General features: G+C 51.3%; 14 protein-coding genes. 5 read left to right on the top strand and 9 right to left on the bottom strand.

Annotated elements, in window-relative coordinates:
- Positions 1-52: 52 nt before the first annotated feature.
- Positions 53-604, bottom strand: a complete 552-nt coding sequence (locus tag AC2FCQ_RS01565; RefSeq protein WP_209633862.1) for a TetR/AcrR family transcriptional regulator — start codon at positions 602-604, stop codon at positions 53-55.
- A gap of 124 nt (positions 605-728) precedes the next feature.
- Between AC2FCQ_RS01565 and AC2FCQ_RS01560 the strand changes: the two genes are divergently transcribed.
- Together AC2FCQ_RS01560 and AC2FCQ_RS01555 are read left to right on the top strand one after the other, a co-directional pair.
- A complete protein-coding gene (locus tag AC2FCQ_RS01560; protein ID WP_490307414.1) occupies positions 729-2,201 on the top strand; it encodes an MFS transporter in 1,473 nt (490 codons plus the stop codon).
- A gap of 196 nt (positions 2,202-2,397) precedes the next feature.
- The gene (locus tag AC2FCQ_RS01555; RefSeq protein WP_209633867.1) at positions 2,398-2,889 is read left to right on the top strand and encodes a Dps family protein; all 492 of its coding nucleotides are present in this window, start codon (positions 2,398-2,400) and stop codon (positions 2,887-2,889) included.
- A 47-nt stretch (positions 2,890-2,936) separates the two neighbouring features.
- Here the strand turns inward: AC2FCQ_RS01555 and AC2FCQ_RS01550 are convergent, their stop codons facing one another.
- Positions 2,937-3,113, bottom strand: coding sequence for a YciY family protein (locus AC2FCQ_RS01550; RefSeq protein ID WP_071593055.1), 177 nt, complete (start codon positions 3,111-3,113; stop codon positions 2,937-2,939).
- Positions 3,114-3,365: 252 nt separating this feature from the next.
- On the opposite strand from AC2FCQ_RS01550, the gene cls reads away from it, so the two are divergent.
- Entirely contained in the window at positions 3,366-4,826 is a 1,461-nt protein-coding gene (cls, locus tag AC2FCQ_RS01545; RefSeq protein ID WP_209633868.1) for a cardiolipin synthase, read from the top strand.
- 176 nt (positions 4,827-5,002) lie between these two features.
- Positions 5,003-5,326, top strand: coding sequence for an HI1450 family dsDNA-mimic protein (locus AC2FCQ_RS01540; RefSeq protein ID WP_004945300.1), 324 nt, complete (start codon positions 5,003-5,005; stop codon positions 5,324-5,326).
- Between the two features lie 63 nt (positions 5,327-5,389).
- Here the strand turns inward: AC2FCQ_RS01540 and oppF are convergent, their stop codons facing one another.
- The 7 genes from oppF to AC2FCQ_RS01505 form a co-directional block, all read right to left on the bottom strand.
- Positions 5,390-6,391, bottom strand: coding sequence for a murein tripeptide/oligopeptide ABC transporter ATP binding protein OppF (oppF, locus tag AC2FCQ_RS01535; protein ID WP_209633870.1), 1,002 nt, complete (start codon positions 6,389-6,391; stop codon positions 5,390-5,392).
- The gene (locus AC2FCQ_RS01530) at positions 6,388-7,404 is read right to left on the bottom strand and encodes an ABC transporter ATP-binding protein (protein ID WP_209633872.1); all 1,017 of its coding nucleotides are present in this window, start codon (positions 7,402-7,404) and stop codon (positions 6,388-6,390) included. The genes oppF and AC2FCQ_RS01530 overlap by 4 nt, the downstream gene beginning before the upstream one ends.
- Positions 7,405-7,415: 11 nt before the next feature.
- Positions 7,416-8,324 (bottom strand): oligopeptide ABC transporter permease OppC, encoded by a 909-nt coding sequence (oppC, locus tag AC2FCQ_RS01525; protein WP_209633874.1) that lies wholly within the window; start codon positions 8,322-8,324, stop codon positions 7,416-7,418.
- 14 nt (positions 8,325-8,338) lie between these two features.
- Entirely contained in the window at positions 8,339-9,259 is a 921-nt protein-coding gene (oppB, locus tag AC2FCQ_RS01520; RefSeq protein WP_209633876.1) for an oligopeptide ABC transporter permease OppB, read from the bottom strand.
- 83 nt (positions 9,260-9,342) lie between these two features.
- Positions 9,343-10,980 (bottom strand): oligopeptide ABC transporter substrate-binding protein OppA, encoded by a 1,638-nt coding sequence (oppA, locus tag AC2FCQ_RS01515; protein ID WP_209633878.1) that lies wholly within the window; start codon positions 10,978-10,980, stop codon positions 9,343-9,345.
- Positions 10,981-11,130: 150 nt separating this feature from the next.
- On the bottom strand, positions 11,131-12,768 hold the full coding sequence (locus AC2FCQ_RS01510) for an ABC transporter substrate-binding protein (RefSeq protein WP_490307413.1): 1,638 nt from the start codon (positions 12,766-12,768) through the stop codon (positions 11,131-11,133).
- Between the two features lie 690 nt (positions 12,769-13,458).
- Positions 13,459-14,103, bottom strand: a complete 645-nt coding sequence (locus AC2FCQ_RS01505; RefSeq protein WP_037425714.1) for a YchE family NAAT transporter — start codon at positions 14,101-14,103, stop codon at positions 13,459-13,461.
- 525 nt (positions 14,104-14,628) lie between these two features.
- Between AC2FCQ_RS01505 and adhE the strand changes: the two genes are divergently transcribed.
- The gene (gene adhE, locus AC2FCQ_RS01500) at positions 14,629-17,301 is read left to right on the top strand and encodes a bifunctional acetaldehyde-CoA/alcohol dehydrogenase (protein ID WP_209633882.1); all 2,673 of its coding nucleotides are present in this window, start codon (positions 14,629-14,631) and stop codon (positions 17,299-17,301) included.
- The last annotated feature ends 108 nt before the right edge of the window (positions 17,302-17,409 follow it).

The raw sequence follows: 17,409 nt of genomic DNA, 5'->3' as shown, positions 1-17,409 counted from the left end.
AACGCGGTGGGCAAATCATACCGCGTTAATCGTTAACTCCCCAAAACCCCAACTATTTTTTATCCTGTTGTAATACCACTGACTGCATATCCGCAAACATGCTTTCCCATTCTGACTGGTCAATGTCCATCAGGCCAAAGAATCTCAACATAAATGCCCCTTCGGTTGCCAGGAAAGCCAACCGGGCACGCTTACCCTCTTCGGTCGTTAAATCCAGACCGATAATCCTGCTGCGATACCATTCACGGGTGCTGTCTAAATGTTCCGGCGTTTGGATCAAGGTCGCCATCAGCCCTGCCGCCTTCGCGCTGGAAGCTTGATCAGAGCTCCGGGTTGCCTGCATATGCGCTTGAACAGTGGTTGTCGCTGAGGGATTTTCCCCGGCAATAGCATCGAATACGTTGTCATACGCCTTGCCCCAGCGATCAAACATTGCGTCGATCAACGCATCTTTGCTGCCAAAGCAGTACTGCACCCCACCCTTGGAAATTCCCATTGCTTTAGCAACGGAATCAATGGTCAGCCCGGCTGCGCCTTGAGTAGCGACAATCGCTTCAGCCACATCCAAAACCTTGTCACGATCGATGCTGCGTTGACGTCCCATTGATAAACCCTCTTTTCAATACATACGTATGGATATATATTACGACCAGTATACCACCCAGAGCCTCCGGGTAGTTACCTAATGGCAACGCATCCGCGTCGCCCGCTTCTTTTGGAATAATATTATGCACGTTAACAACCGCTGGTTGATCCTGGCAATGATCTCCAGCGCGCTATTTTTGATCATCATCGACATGACGGTGTTATACACCGCCTTGCCACGGCTCACGCAGGCACTGGATGCCAGCGCGTCACAGAAATTGTGGATCGTAAATGCCTATCCGCTCGTGGTCGCCGGTTTATTGCCCGGCGCAGGTATGTTGAGCGATCGCGTTGGTCATAAACGGCTGTTTATTGCGGGGTTGCCTGTTTTTGCCATCGCCTCCCTATGTGCGGCCTTTTCTCCATCGGCCGAATGGCTTATTGCCGCCCGCGTGTTCCTGGCGGTAGGCGCAGCGATGATGATGCCAGCGACGCTGTCCATCGTCCGACATGTTTTTACCGACGAACGTGAACGCGCCTTGGCGATAGGTATTTGGGCCGCCGTCGCTTCCGGTGGTGCCGCCATCGGCCCAGTGGTTGGCGGCGTGTTGCTGGAGTATTTCTGGTGGGGCTCGGTGTTTTTGATCAACGTACCTGTCGTTATGCTGGTTCTGCCTCTGGCATGGCGGTTGATACCCCATTGCGGCGGTGAAACTGAGCGTCCCTACGATATTCTTGGGTCGGTACAGATCATGGCGGGCTTGGTGGGCTGTATCTATGCGCTGAAAGAGTTGAGCAAAGCGTCGCCATCCTTTACTGCATTGGCGCTTGCCGCCGCGATCGGTATTACGGCGCTGTGGTTGTTTGTTCGCCGCCAGCGACGGTTGCCCTACCCGATGATCGACTTCTCTTTGTTCAAGAACCGGCTGTTTGCTGGTGGTGTAGGCGTCGCGTTGGTGTCTATGGTAGCGCTAGTGGGCGTGGAATTGGTGCTAACCCAACGCCTACAGTTAGTGCTTGATTTGAGCCCATTACAGGCCGCGCTGTTTATTCTGCCGATCCCACTGGCATCCGCTTTGGCTGGCCCGCTGGCCGGTTTATTGCTACCGCGCTACGGTGAGCGCAGCATGATACTTGGCGGATTACTCCTGACGGGATTCGGTATCGCCGGTCTGGCCCTGCTTTATCAAAGCAACCTAATGCTGCAGTTGGTTTGCCTGTTTATCGCCGGTTTTGGTATCGGCGGCGCCATCACTGCTGCATCAACCGCCATCATGCTGAATGCCCCGGAAGAGAAGTCCGGTATGGCAGCATCAATCGAGGACGTCTCCTACGAGCTGGGCGGCGTTCTGGGCATTACGCTGCTCGGTGGATTAATGTCAGCTGTTTATAGCCATAGCCTGGTGCTGCCGGATAATTTATCGGTGGGCAGCATCGCCTACGACAGTATTGATGAAGCCCTAAGATTGGCGGCCAATCTGGCTACCGAACAAGCAACACAGCTTAAATACCTTGCGCGTCTGGCTTTCGACCGTGCATTCATCGTCGTTTTGTTTGCGGCGGCGTTGCTGATGGCGTTGGGCGCTGGCGTGGCAAAAATGGCCTTGCGCAAGTAATGGCACGAAGCCGCTTTTGTTGTTAACGCATTCTGCTTAAACTGATTTGGCAATTTGCTTTACGGATTTACCGGTATTGGTTTCAGCGATGGCAGTGATGCCTTTGAACGTCTTTAACCACAAGGTAAATCCGGTTACTGTGTTTGTTATGGGTATTGTGTGAATCATCGAAACAAATAATCAGGAGAAGATTATTATGGCAACGACGAAGAAAGCAGCGAAAAACCATATCGGCCTGGACAGTAAACAATCGGCAAAGCTATCAGACGCGTTAAATGCGCTTCTGGCGAATTATCAGGTGCTGTATATGAACGTGCGCGGCTATCACTGGAATATTTCAGGCCCGCACTTTTTTGAACTGCACGTCAAATTTGAAGAAACCTATAACGATCTGCTGACCAAAGTTGATGAGCTGGCAGAGCGTATTCTTACCCTCGGTTCACAACCGCGACATGCCTTCAGCGATTATCTGAAAACATCCGACATCAAGGAAGACACTAACGTCACTGATGATAAAGGCACGCTCACAGGGCTGCTGCACGGTTATTCAGTGTTATTGCAACAGCAACGCGAGCTGCTGACACTGGCCGCGGATGCCGGTGATGAAGGTACAGCATCACTGATGAGCGACTACATCAAAGAGCAAGAAAAGCAGGTTTGGATGCTTAACGCTTATTTGGGTAAATAAGCCCTACCGCACGAAACAAAACAGTCCCCTCAGGGACTGTTTTCGTTTTACCACTCGTACGCCACCACAAACAGTAATGAACGCCGGTGCTGGTCATCCAGGCGGCGTCGCACCCGAATAATATGCCGATTACTGCATGACTGGCGCTCCAACCAGCGATGCCTGCGGCGCTGACTCTGTCGCAACATCCGCCAGCGCCCCACCTCGTTTCTACTGCGTCTCATCGTTTCGTTACTCGTCCGTCAAATGCCAACGGCGGGCATTATAGCCCTTTCACCGCACGATCCAAGCCACAGTTCGCCGCTTTTCATCTCCGCTGAGTGGCAGGACAGCCGGGACAAAATGTTTTTTTATTTGCAGCAAGTCCCTTAAGCCAATCATATTTTTGCAACATAAGCGCCGAGAAAAGGTTTCACCTTTACCATTCTGTGCGTACACTCATCATTGGTGGTTTGCGAACGGGATTTTTCGCCTTTATGACAACATTTTATACCGTAATCAGTTGGCTCATGGTATTTGGTTACTGGCTGCTTATCGCCGGGGTGACGCTGCGTATCTTGATGAAACGCCGGGCAGTGCCATCCGCGATGGCTTGGCTGCTGGTTATCTATATTCTGCCGCTGTTTGGTATTGTGGCTTATTTATCTTTTGGTGAGTTGCATCTGGGCAAACGTCGCGCGGAGCGCGCCAAGGCGATGTGGCCTTCTACCGCACGCTGGCTCAGTGAATTAAAAGAAAGCCAACGTATCTTCGCCACCGACTACAGCGAGGTCGCCCGGCCTCTGTTCCAACTGTGCGATCGCCGCCAAGGCATTGACGGCGTTAAAGGCAACCAACTCCAATTACTCACCACCACTGATTCAACGCTAAAAGCGTTAATCCGTGATATTGAACTGGCGCGCCATAATATCGAGATGGTGTTCTATATTTGGCAACCCGGCGGCTTGGTTGACCAGGTGGCCGAATCACTGATGGCTGCTGCACGCCGTGGTGTACACTGCCGTCTGATGCTGGATTCTGCCGGCAGCTTGCAATTTTTCCGCAGTCCCTATCCTGGCATGATGCGCAACGCCGGTATAGAAGTGGTCGAAGCGCTCAAAGTTAACGTGTTCCGTGTATTCCTTCGTCGAATGGATTTACGTCAACACCGTAAAGTGGTGCTGATCGACAACTATATTGCTTATACCGGCAGTATGAATATGGTTGACCCACGTTACTTCAAACAGGACGCCGGTGTCGGTCAGTGGATCGATCTGATGGCCCGTATGGAAGGCCCGGTAGCCAGTACCATGGGCATCGTTTACGCCTGTGACTGGGAAATTGAAACCGGTAAGCGCATTCTGCCGCCGCCGCCCGACGTCAATATTATGCCGTTCGAACAGGAAAGCGGTCATACCATTCAGGTTATCGCCTCCGGCCCCGGCTTCCCGGAAGAAATGATCCACCAAGCCCTGCTAACCGCGGTTTACTCAGCGCGTGAGCAGTTGATCATGACCACCCCCTATTTCGTACCCAGTGACGACCTGCTGCATGCCATCTGCACGGCCGCACTCCGTGGTGTTGAGGTCAGTATCATTGTTCCACGCGATAACGACTCCACCATGGTGCGCTGGGCAAGTCGCTCTTTCTTCTCCGAGCTGCTGGAAGCAGGCGTGCGTATTTATCAGTTTGAAGGTGGCCTGTTGCATACCAAAAGCGTACTGGTCGATGGCCAACTTAGCCTGGTTGGCACGGTGAACCTGGACATGCGCAGTCTGTGGTTAAACTTTGAAATCACATTGGTGATCGACGACGACGGTTTCGGCAGTGATTTAGCCTGTGTGCAAGATGACTATATTGCTCGCTCACAGTTATTGAACGCCAAAGAATGGCAGAAACGGCCGTTCTGGCACCGCATTGTTGAACGCCTATTTTACTTTTTCAGCCCGCTGCTATAAATGCCGTAGCGGGTATCTTTTATACTCGTCGCCTTTCAAGCTGCAGCGTTGTAACTCACTCACTCTTCCCAGTGACTGACGAAAGTCAGCGGCTGGGGATGAATGAGCGGGTTGTCTAGCTGCAACTTGAAATTCATAGGGTATAATGAGAAATCATTTGTTATCAGGATTTGATTATGGATTTGAATAACCGCCTTACTGAAGACGAAACGCTGGAACAGGCTTACGACATCTTTTTGGAGTTGGCCGGCGACAATCTGGATCCGGCGGATATTCTGCTGTTCAACTTACAGTTTGAGGAGCGCGGTGGCGCAGAACTGTATGACCCGGCAGAAGACTGGTCAGAACATGTAGACTTTGATCTGAACCCGGACTTCTTTGCCGAGGTCGTGATTGGCCTGGCGGACAGCGACGGCGAACCGATCAACGACGTCTTTGCCCGGGTGCTGCTCTGCCGCGAAAAAGACCACAAGCTTTGCCACATTCTGTGGAAAGAGTGAGTCACACGTCAGCATAAAAAACCCGCCAATATTGGCGGGTTTTTTGTTGCCGGACGTCGGGCGTTATAGCGGGTCGACCTTGAGGCAGGACACCGCATGGCGGAAACTGCCTTCCAGCAACGGGCGCGTCTTGGCGCATTCCGGCCCGGCGATGGGGCAACGGGTACGGAAAACGCAGCCTGATGGCGGGTTAATCGGCGAAGGCAGCTCCCCTTCCAACAACTGGATCTGCTTGTCCTTCTCCTTGTCCGGATCTGGAATCGGCACCGCCGACATCAACGCTTTGGTGTAAGGGTGCTGCGGGTTATGGTACACCTCATCATAGGTGCCCAGTTCCACCGCATGGCCCAGGTACATGACCAACACGCGATCAGAAATATGTTTTACGACCGCCAAGTCATGCGCGATAAAGATCAGCGACAGGCCCATTTCACGCTGCAGTTGCTGCAACAAGTTGACCACCTGCGCCTGAATCGACACGTCCAGCGCCGAGACCGGTTCGTCGCAGATCACCAGCTTAGGTTCGAGAATCAAGGCGCGTGCAATACCGATACGCTGACACTGGCCGCCAGAGAACTCATGCGGATAACGGTTGATCAGGTTAGGCAGCAGGCCCACCTTCAACATCATCGCTTTAACCTTGTCCTTCACTTCCTGGCGAGGCATTTTCGGATAATAAGTACGCAGAGGCTCTGCAATAATTTCACCGATCGTCATGCGCGGGTTCAGCGAAGCCAGCGGATCCTGGAAGATCATCTGAATATCGCTACGGGTTTTCCGCCAGTCCATATCGCTCATGCCGAGCAGATCTTTACCTAACCAAGCGACACGCCCGCTCGTGGCTTTGACCAAACCGATAATGGCGCGGGCAAAGGTTGACTTGCCGCAACCAGATTCACCCACCACGCCCAGAGTTTCCCCTTCGAACAGGCGCAGCGTTACGCCATCAACCGCCTTTAACGTTTTCGGTGGCTGCCAGAACCACTGTTTGTCATCATGAATGTCGAAGTGCACTTTCAAGTCAGCGACTTCGAGCAACACTTTCTTGTCGGTTACCGTACTCATACCAACGCCTCCACCGGTTTAAAGCAAGCGCGCAGGCGCCCTTCACCAAACTGCTCCAGAGGTGGAGCGCTCGAACATTGCGCCATCGCGTATGCACAACGCGGTTGGAACGGACAGCCTTTCGGCAGGCGTAACAGGTTCGGTGGGTTGCCAGGAATGGTCATCAGTGACTCGCCCTCAGCATCCAGACGCGGTACTGCATTCAGCAAGCCGATAGAGTACGGATGGCTTGGGTGATAGAACACATCACGTGCGCTGCCGTATTCCATGGTCCGACCGGCGTACATCACCAGCACCTTATTGCAGATACCTGCCACGACGCCCAGGTCGTGGGTAATCATGATGATGGCGGTGTTGAACTCGCGTTTAAGCTCGTTCAGCAGCGTCATGATCTGCGCTTGCACGGTCACGTCCAGCGCGGTAGTAGGTTCATCGGCAATGAGCAATTTCGGCCTGCACAGCAACGCCATGGCGATCATGACGCGCTGGCGCATGCCACCGGAAAACTCATGCGGATACATACGCATGCGTTTACGTGCTTCCGGCATTTTAACCGCGTCCAGCATGCGAACGGACTCTTCGAAGGCTTCGCTTTTGCCCATCTTTTTGTGCTGCATCAGCACTTCCATCAACTGCTCACCCACGCGCATATAAGGGTTGAGAGACGTCATTGGATCCTGGAAGATCATCGAAATCTCTTCCGCACGCAGCTTGTTGAGCTGTTTTTCCTCAAGGTTGAGGATTTCCCGGCCATTAAATTTAGCCGAACCGCCGATGCGACCGTTGCTGGCCAGAAGCCCCATCAGCGCAAAGGCCGTCTGGGATTTACCTGAGCCAGACTCCCCCACGATACCCAACGTTTCACCGGCACGCAGGTCAAAGTTCAGATCGTTTACTGCGGTTACATCACCGTCCGGTGTACCGAAGGTCACACGCAGATCTTTTACATCCAGCAACAGCGACGATTTAACGGCGGTGCTGGTTTGCAACTGTGGATTTTCAATGGTGCTCATGATTGCACTCCTTAACGATCTTTCGGGTCGAGGGCATCACGCAAGCCATCGCCGATAAAGTTGAAACAGAACAGAGTGACAACCAGGAAACCCGCCGGGAACAGCAGCAACCACGGTGAAACTTCCATCGAGTTAGCACCATCGCTGAGCAATGCCCCCCAACTGCTTAAGGGTTCCTGCGTACCCAATCCCAGGAAGCTAAGGAATGATTCAAACAGGATCATGCTAGGCACCAACAAGGATGCGTAGACCACCACGACACCGAGCACGTTCGGCACGATATGGCGCAGCACGATATTGCGGCTAGAAACTCCGCACACCAACGCCGCTTCGATAAATTCTTTACGCTTCAGGCTCAGCGTTTGCCCACGGACAATACGCGCCATATCCAGCCACGACACCATGCCGATCGCTACAAAGATCAGCAGAATGTTTTGACCGAAGAAGGTCACTAACAGGATCACGAAGAACATGAACGGGAAGGAGTTGAGGATCTCCAGCAAACGCATCATGACCGAGTCAATTTTACCGCCCAGGTAACCGGACATCGCACCGTACAGTGTCCCAACAATCACCGCCACCAGCGCAGCCGATACGCCAACCATTAATGAGATACGCCCACCAATCGCCACGCGCACCAACAAATCACGGCCGGATGAGTCGGTGCCAAAGTAATGCCCCGATTCAAAACTTGGCGCGGCCGACATCATCGCCCAGTCGGTATCGTCATAGGCAAACTGTGACAACCACGGCGCCACCATGACAAACAGGGTAATCAACGCTAAGACAAACAGGCTGCTCACAGCTGCCCGGTTGTGCACAAAGCGGCGACGGGCATCCTGCCACAGGCTGCGCCCTTCTACTTCAAGCTTTTCGCTGAAGTTCTCCAGAGCCTCGCTGTTCTTTTTCGTCAACATCATTTGCGTGCTCCAGCTTAATAACGAATTTTTGGATCGATAACGGCGTACAGCACATCAACGATCGCGTTAAACAGAATAGTCAGGCCACCCACCAAAATGGTCAGGCTCAATACCAGAGAGTAGTCACGGTTCAACGCGCCGTTAACAAACAACTGGCCGATGCCAGGCAGACCGTAGATGGTTTCGATCACCATCGAGCCGGTGATAATGCCGACAAATGCCGGGCCCATATAAGAAAGCACCGGTAATAACGCAGGTTTCAACGCATGGCGCAATATAATGCGGCGCATCGGTAACCCTTTGGCACGAGCAGTACGGATGAAGTTTGAATGCAGCACTTCAATCATCGACCCCCGCGTGATACGAGCGATGCTGGCAATATAGGCCAGTGACAACGCCACCATGGGCAAGATAATAAACTTCGGCGCGCCACCGTTCCAACCGCCACCCGGCAGCCATTTCAGCGTGATGGCAAAAATCAGAACCAGTAACGGTGCCACCACGAAACTGGGTATAACCACCCCGGTCATGGCAAAGCCCATCACCGTATAGTCCCATTTAGTATTTTGATTCAACGCGGCAATGACACCGGCACTTACGCCCAGGATCACGGCCAGCAAAAACGCGGCAAGACCCAATTTGGCAGATACCGGGAAAGAGGCAGCCACGAGGTCATTGACCGAATAATCCTTGTATTTGAATGATGGCCCGAAATCGCCCTTCGACAGCTGAACCAAATAATGGCCGTACTGCTTCCAGATCGGATCGTTCAAATGATATTTGGCCTCAATATTGGCCATCACTTCCGGCGGCAACGCGCGTTCGCCGGTAAATGGGCTACCGGGCGCCAAGCGCATCATAAAGAATGAGATGGTAATAAGAATAAATAGTGTCGGGATCGCTTCTAATAAGCGACGAAATATAAATTTAAGCATTGCCCTAACCCTGTGCTGCAGCCTGATAACGGCTTATTATTTACAACATAGGCCGGCGGTTCACACCGCCGGCGCTTACCGTATCAATGCTTGATGATGTACAGGTTTTTGTCGTACACGTTATCAAGCGGGTCTTTACCGGTATAACCCCCAACATAAGGTTTCACCAGGCGGGCATTCACATAGTAATAAACCGGAACGATGGCAGAATCTTTATCCAACTGAACTTCAGCTTTCTGATAAAGCTCAGCACGTTCTTCTTTGGTTTTCGCTGTCAGCACATTGGCCATCAACTTATCGAATTCGGCGCTCTTGTAATGCGGGGTGTTACTGCTGCTGTCAGACAGCATCATGTTAAGGAACGAGCTAGGCTCGTTGTAGTCCGCACACCAGCCGGCACGCGCTACGTCATAGGTACCCTGATGGCGGGTATCCAGGAAGGTTTTCCACTCTTGGTTCACCAATTTCACATCCACACCCAGATTTTTCTTCCAGATTGAGGCTGCGGCAATCGCCAGCTTCTTATGCAGATCTGAGGTGTTGTACAACAGAGAGAAAGTCAGTGGTTTGCCAGGGCCGTAACCTGCATCAGCCAGCAACTTTTTCGCCACTTCATTACGTTTTTCTTGTGTCCAGCTGAACCACTCAGGCGGAGTCAGTTTGGCGCCATCGGTATAAGGAGGCGTGAAGCTGTAAGCCGGCAGATCGCCCTGGTTTTTCACTTTGTTGGTGATGATGTCGCGATCCAGACCCAGTTTCAGCGCTTCGCGAACGCGTTCGTCGGTAAACGGCGCTTTCTGGTTATTGATTTCGTAGTAGTAAGTACACAGGTATGGATCGACGTGAACTTCTTTCGGGATCTCTTTTTTCAACTTCTGGAACAGTTCGATCGGCATGTTGTTATAGGTCATGTCGATTTCGCCGGTGCGGTAGCGGTTCACATCGGTAACTTCCGATGAAATAGGCAGGAACGTGACTTTATTAATGATGGTTTTCGCGTTATCCCAATATTCCGGGTTACGTTCCAGGACAATACGTTCGTTAACAATCCAATCTTTTAACTTGTAAGCACCATTGCTGACGTAGTTTTGTGGCAGAGTCCACTTCTCACCAAACTTCTCGACCGCCTCTTTGAATACTGGCTTCATCGCATAGTGTGGCGTCATTTCGACCAGGTAAGGCACTGGCTCGGTCAGGGTAACCTGGAAGGTATGATCGTCGATGGCTTTTACGCCCAGCGTTGATTTATCTTTCTTGCCGGCGATGATGTCATCCACGTTTTCTACGTGAGCATATTGCAGATAGCTGGCATAAGGCGAAGCCGTTTTCGGATCAACAACACGCTGCCAGCTATACACGAAATCTTGTGCCGTTACCGGCTTGCCATTCGACCATTTTGCGTCTTTACGCAGATGGAAGGTCCACACTTTAAAATCTTTGTTATCCCAGCTTTCCGCAACGCCCGGCACGATAGAACCATCTGGGCTGTTGTTAGCCAAACCTTCCATCAGATCACGCGTTACGTTGTTTTCCGGTACGCCTTCGATTTTATGTGGGTCAAGGGATTGTACTTCCGAACCGTTATTTTTAACGATCTCTTGTTTGTCCGCCAGTTGCACGCCCGCCGGCACATCGGCCGCAAAAGCACTTCCGGTTGCTGTGATGCCCAGCGCGGCAATGATGCCGGCAGCAAGGATGGTTTTTTTCGTGATGTTGGTCATGTGTATACTCCAGTTTTTATTATCACAGGCTCATCGTGGAGCCTGCGTTGCCCGTGAGCGGACCTTGTTAAACCGACTGCCGAGGAACGAATACGGCAGTTGGCCTTCCCTGTATTACTCACCGTTGTTTGCGTGACGTAATACCCCTCGTTACTGCTTGATGATGTACAGATTTTTCACATCGGTGTAATCCAGTGGATCTTTACCCGTAAAGCCCCCCACCGACGGTCTGATTAGGCGTGCGCTAACGCGGTAATACACCGGGATCAGTGCCGAGTCTTTATCCAACTGAGCCTCCGCCTGCTGATACAGCGCTGCTCGTGCAGCCTCGTCCGGGGCTTTTAGCGTGCTGGCCATGATGGCGTCAAACGCTGGGCTCTTATAAAAAATTGTGTTGATGCTGCTGTTGGAGAGCACCAGATTCAGGAAAGCGCTGGGTTCGTTGTAATCACCGCACCAGGTAGCACGTGCCACGTCGTACTGACCTTGATGGCGGCTTTCCAGCGAAGTCTTCCACTCCTGATTGCGCAGCGTAACCTCAGCACCAAGGTTTTTCTTCCACATCGAAGCGGCGGCGATGGCCTGCTGCTTATTTTGATCTGAGGTGTTGTACAACAGCGTAAACTTAAGCGGCTTGGCTGCGCTGAAACCCGCTTGCTCCAACAGCTTCTTCGCCTCGGCATTGCGCTGTTCCTGGCTCCACCCTGCCCATTCTGGCGCAGTGAATTTGGCGCCTTCGGTAAAGGTTGGCGTAAAGCTGTAAGCAGGGATCTGACCCTGGCCCATGATTTTGTTAGCGATAATGTCGCGGTCTAGCGTCAATTTCACTGCAGCACGCACCCGCGGATCGGTAAAGGGCGCGCGCTGGTTGTTAATCTCGTAATAAAAGGTGCACAGGTATGGGTTAACGTGCAATTGCTCAGGGATCTCTTTCTTCATCTTCACGAACAGGTTCGGCGGGATAGCACTGTTGGTGATGTCGATCTCCCCGCTACGGAAGCGGTTGACGTCACTGACTTCTGAAGCAATCGGCAAGAACGTTGCCTTGTCGATAATCGTCTTCTTGTTGTTCCAGTAGCTCGGGCTGCGTTCAAGCACAATGCGCTCATTCACCACCCACTCGTTCAAACGGTAAGCGCCATTGCCAACATAGTTCGCCGGCAGCGTCCATTTATCGCCAAACTTTTCAACAACCGAACGCTTTACTGGCATCAGTGCCGTACGGTTCAGCATACTGATAAAGTACGGCACCGGCTCACTCAGGGCTACCTGCAACGTTTTATCGTCGATAGCCTTAACCCCGAGCGTTTGCGGGCTTTTCTTCCCGGTCAGGATATCGTCGATATTTTCAATCTTGGCGTACTGCAGATAGCTGGCATAGGGAGAGCCGGTTTTCGGATCTGCCAGGCGCTGCCAGCTATAGACAAAGTCTTGAGCGGTGACCGGAGAGCCGTCGCTCCACACTGCGTCGGGACGCAGGTGGAAAGTCCAGGTTTTAAAATCCTGGTTTTCCCACTGGGTTGCCGCTGCCGGTACCACATGCCCATTAGCATCGGTGCTGACCAGCCCTTCCAACAGGTTCAGAATAATATTACTTTCCGGAATTCCCTCGACCTTTTGCGGATCCAATGAAGCCACTTCCGTGCCGTTATTAATGACAATGTTCTGCTGTTGCGCCAATTGAACGCCGGCCGGAACATCGACCGCTTGAGCAGAATAAACGGCGCTGATGCTCAGCAAGCCGGCAATGAACATCGCCAATGGAGTGCGCTTTCGGGTTTGCTGCATGATCGAGGCTCCTTTTCACCAACAAGCATTGCTTATCGATATTCGTGAAGTATTTATAAGAATTCTAAATAACAGGCACCAGCAAAAATCATTCCCACTTTGACGACGCGATGCGGTTAATGACGCGTAGAAAGTTGCTCGGAAATTAGCAGAAGGCAAATTCCATAGCCAATAATTTTTACAGAAATGTTAAGCAATTCTCTTTTATTGCATCAAGCACGATCTTCCCCCCTGACTGGCGAGAGACGAGTCATCACAATAACATCATGATTTTTATCACAATAAATTAAAAATAGACAATGAAAGCCGTGCACAGCAAACCCAAACACCAAGCAAAGAAACATTCAGTTAACAAAGTTGCACTTCAAAGAACAAACACCTGCTTATGTGCGGTTAATCACTAATAACACCTGGATGAAAGCGAGACAAGCCCTACAGAATGATGTGATTAAATTAACAGCAAATTTGATGTTCAGTAGGTTAAAAAGGGGAATAATGGCGGGAGATAAAGGCTAAAAACAACGCTTAGGAGTTTTATTGAACAACAAATTGGCATTTATGCCACATTGTGGTGCAACTGAATAGAATTCATTCATATTGCGCACTATATTAATGCGAACCAATAATTGATTTTAATTTTTAAAAATAATTTGAGCCACGAATAATCCTATTCGCGGCTCACCGGTCAGATTAGAGCAGCCCCGGGAAAATGGCCTTAATACCGGTAACGATAAACTCTATCCCCAATGCCATCAGCAGCAACCCCATGATTCGGGTGATTACGTTAATGCCGGTTTGTCCCAATAAACGCACCAATAGTGGAGCAGCACGGAACAACAACCAACAGCAGAAAGCGAACAACGCAATGGCCAGAGTAAATCCCAACAGGTTTTGCCAACTGTGGTAACGAGAGCTCCAGACAATCGTAGAACTGATAGCACCCGGCCCCGCCATCAGTGGCAATGCCAGCGGCACGACACCAATACTTTCGCGGATCGCGCTCTCTGACTTCTCCTGTTTATTCTGTTTGTCCTCACCCAGCTTCCCGCTGATCATCGACATCGCAATGGTCACCACCAAGATACCGCCGGCAATTCGGAACGAATCAATAGAGATGCCGAACATGCGCAAAATCCCTTCCCCCAAAAAGAGCGAGGTCCACAGGATAATGGCGACCGACAGGTTAGCGGTCAGATTTGTTTTATTGCGCCCTGCCGCTGCCTGGTAGCTGGTCATGCTGATAAATACCGGCAAAATGCCCACCGGGTTCACCAGCGCAAACAGGCCGACAAAAAATTTAATGAAGCCGGAAAAATCTAACAGAGATTGGCCCACAAATGACTCCGCTTTAATAGCTTTAAAAGTGACACTGCCTACGCGCGCTAATGTAATGGAATTGCCACGGGTAATCCATGGGTCTTTAGCGGGATTTTTATCTATTCATATACATAATGATAAAACAATTCACTATTGTTAAAGCAATGTACGGTTTATGATTTTTTATGTTGAGAAAAGTGCCTGACATCACAGTTATCAAGAATGATTCTCAAAAACTTACGGCTGAATGGTGTCAGCTTGCGCTTTTTATGATTTAAATCACAAAATCACTAACCAAGAGTAGTTAAGCTCTTAGTCGTAGTCAGGGAGTAGAACAGGTTAAGGAAAAAGTGGCATCTCTGTTCGGCCCGCTGTCTTCTCCTGCTGAAGCATCGGGTAAAGCTCTTTAAGCAAATCAGCAGCATGCAGCACAAAAAGGTGGAAAGCCTTTGTTTTTTAAACAGCATTTTCCATCATTCTGTCTATACTAGTGGCTCGCACGGCTGATTTACTGAAAGAGTTTAACATTATCAGGAGAGCATTATGGCTGTAACAAATGTCGCTGAACTGAACGAGCTAGTTGCACGAGTCAAAAAAGCCCAGCGCGAATATGCCAACTTCACTCAAGAGCAAGTTGATAAAATTTTCCGCGCTGCTGCCCTCGCCGCTGCCGATGCCCGTATTCCTCTGGCTAAATTGGCCGTCGAAGAATCCGGTATGGGTATCGTTGAAGATAAAGTGATCAAGAACCACTTTGCATCAGAGTTTATCTACAACGCCTATAAAGATGAAAAAACCTGCGGCATCCTGTCAGAAGACGATACTTTCGGTACCATCACTATCGCCGAGCCTATTGGCCTGATTTGCGGTATCGTGCCAACCACCAACCCGACTTCTACGGCCATTTTCAAAGCATTAATCAGCCTGAAAACCCGTAACGGCATTATCTTCTCCCCACACCCACGTGCGAAAAACGCGACCAATAAGGCCGCCGATATCGTGCTGCAGGCAGCGATTGCCGCCGGGGCACCAAAAGACATCGTAGGCTGGATCGACCAACCCACCGTTGAACTGTCCAATCAATTGATGCACCACCCTGACATCAATCTGATCCTCGCAACCGGTGGTCCAGGCATGGTGAAAGCCGCCTACAGCTCCGGCAAACCGGCAATCGGCGTTGGCGCAGGTAACACCCCGGTAGTGGTTGACGAAACCGCAGATATTAAGCGCGTCGTTGCCTCAATTCTGATGTCTAAAACCTTCGACAGCGGTGTGATTTGCGCCTCTGAACAATCTGTCATCGTGGTTGACTCCATCTATGATGCCGTGCGCGAACGTTTCGCTACCCACGGTGGCTACATGCTGCAGGGTAAAGAGCTGAAAGCCGTACAGGACATCATCCTGAAAAACGGTGGCTTAAACGCAGCTATCGTTGGTCAGTCCGCACCGAAAATCGCTGAAATGGCCGGTATTAAAGTGCCAGCAAGCACCAAGGTGCTGATCGGTGAAGTGAAACTGGTTGATGAAACCGAGCCTTTCGCTCACGAAAAACTGTCCCCTACGCTGGCTATGTATCGTGCCAAAGACTTCGCGGACGCTGTCAGCAAAGCGGAGAAACTGGTCGCGATGGGCGGCATCGGTCATACATCTTGTCTGTACACTGACCAGGATAACCAACCGGAACGCGTTGCCTTCTTCGGCGACAAGATGAAAACCGCGCGTATCCTGATTAACACCCCTGCCTCTCAGGGGGGTATCGGTGACCTGTACAACTTTAAACTCGCTCCGTCACTGACGTTGGGCTGCGGTTCCTGGGGCGGTAACTCCATCTCTGAAAACGTCGGTCCAAAACATCTGATCAACAAGAAAACTGTAGCGAAGCGAGCAGAAAACATGTTGTGGCATAAACTTCCGAAATCAATCTACTTCCGCCGTGGCTCATTGCCTATCGCGCTGGAAGAAGTAGCGACCGACGGGGCAAAACGCGCCTTCATTGTGACCGACCGCTACCTGTTCAATAACGGCTATGCTGACCAGATCACCTCTGTTCTGAAGTCACACGGTATTGAAACAGAAGTGTTCTTTGAAGTTGAAGCAGACCCAACGCTGTCCATCGTGCGTAAAGGCGCTGAACAGATGAACTCCTTCAAACCAGACGTGATTATCGCGCTGGGTGGCGGTTCACCGATGGATGCAGCGAAGATCATGTGGGTGCTGTACGAACATCCTGAAACCCATTTCGAAGACCTGGCGCTGCGCTTTATGGATATCCGTAAGCGTATCTACAAGTTCCCGAAAATGGGCGTCAAAGCAAAAATGATTGCCGTGACGACAACTTCAGGTACCGGTTCAGAAGTCACGCCGTTTGCGGTAGTGACCGACGACGTAACTGGCCAGAAATACCCACTGGCTGACTACGCACTGACGCCAGACATGGCCATCGTTGATGCTAATCTGGTGATGAACATGCCAAAATCCCTGTGCGCCTTTGGCGGCCTGGATGCGGTGACCCACGCACTGGAAGCGTATGTTTCAGTACTGGCGAACGAATACTCAGACGGCCAAGCGCTGCAAGCGTTGAAATTGCTGAAAGAATATCTGCCAGCCAGCTATAAAGAAGGTGCCAAGAATCCGATTGCCCGTGAGCGTGTGCATAATGCCGCAACGATCGCCGGTATCGCCTTCGCTAACGCCTTCCTGGGGGTGTGCCACTCAATGGCCCACAAACTGGGCTCTGAGTTCCATATCCCACATGGCCTGGCTAACGCCATGCTGATCTCCAACGTTATTCGCTACAACGCGAATGACAATCCAACCAAGCAAACGGCATTCAGCCAGTACGACCGCCCTCAAGCGCGTCGTCGTTACGCTGAAATCGCCGACCACCTCGGCTTGAGTGCACCGGGCGACCGTACCGCACAGAAAATCGAGAAGCTGCTGACCTGGCTGGACGAGATCAAAGCTGAACTGGGTATCCCGGCGTCAATTCGTGAAGCCGGTGTCACAGAAGCTGATTTCTTGGCTAAGGTCGACAAACTGTCTGAAGATGCCTTTGACGACCAATGTACCGGTGCCAACCCGCGCTACCCGCTGATTGCCGAGTTGAAGCAAATCATGCTGGATACCTTCTACGGCCGTAAGTTCAGTGAAGCGGTTGATGAAGAAGTTTTGGCAGCACCGGTGGCGGCTAAAGCAGAAAAAAAGACCAAGAAATAACGGTTAATTAAACCAACAAAAAACCGCCGAAAGGCGGTTTTTTTTATCTTGCGTTGCACCTCAAACTGCCAGGTAACTACCCCCACGCTAAAACGCTGCCAGAGGCAC

It is taken from the genome of Serratia sp. CoH_134_PS_4, assembly GCF_058190535.1.
This window is presented reverse-complemented; position numbering and strand designations above follow the sequence as displayed.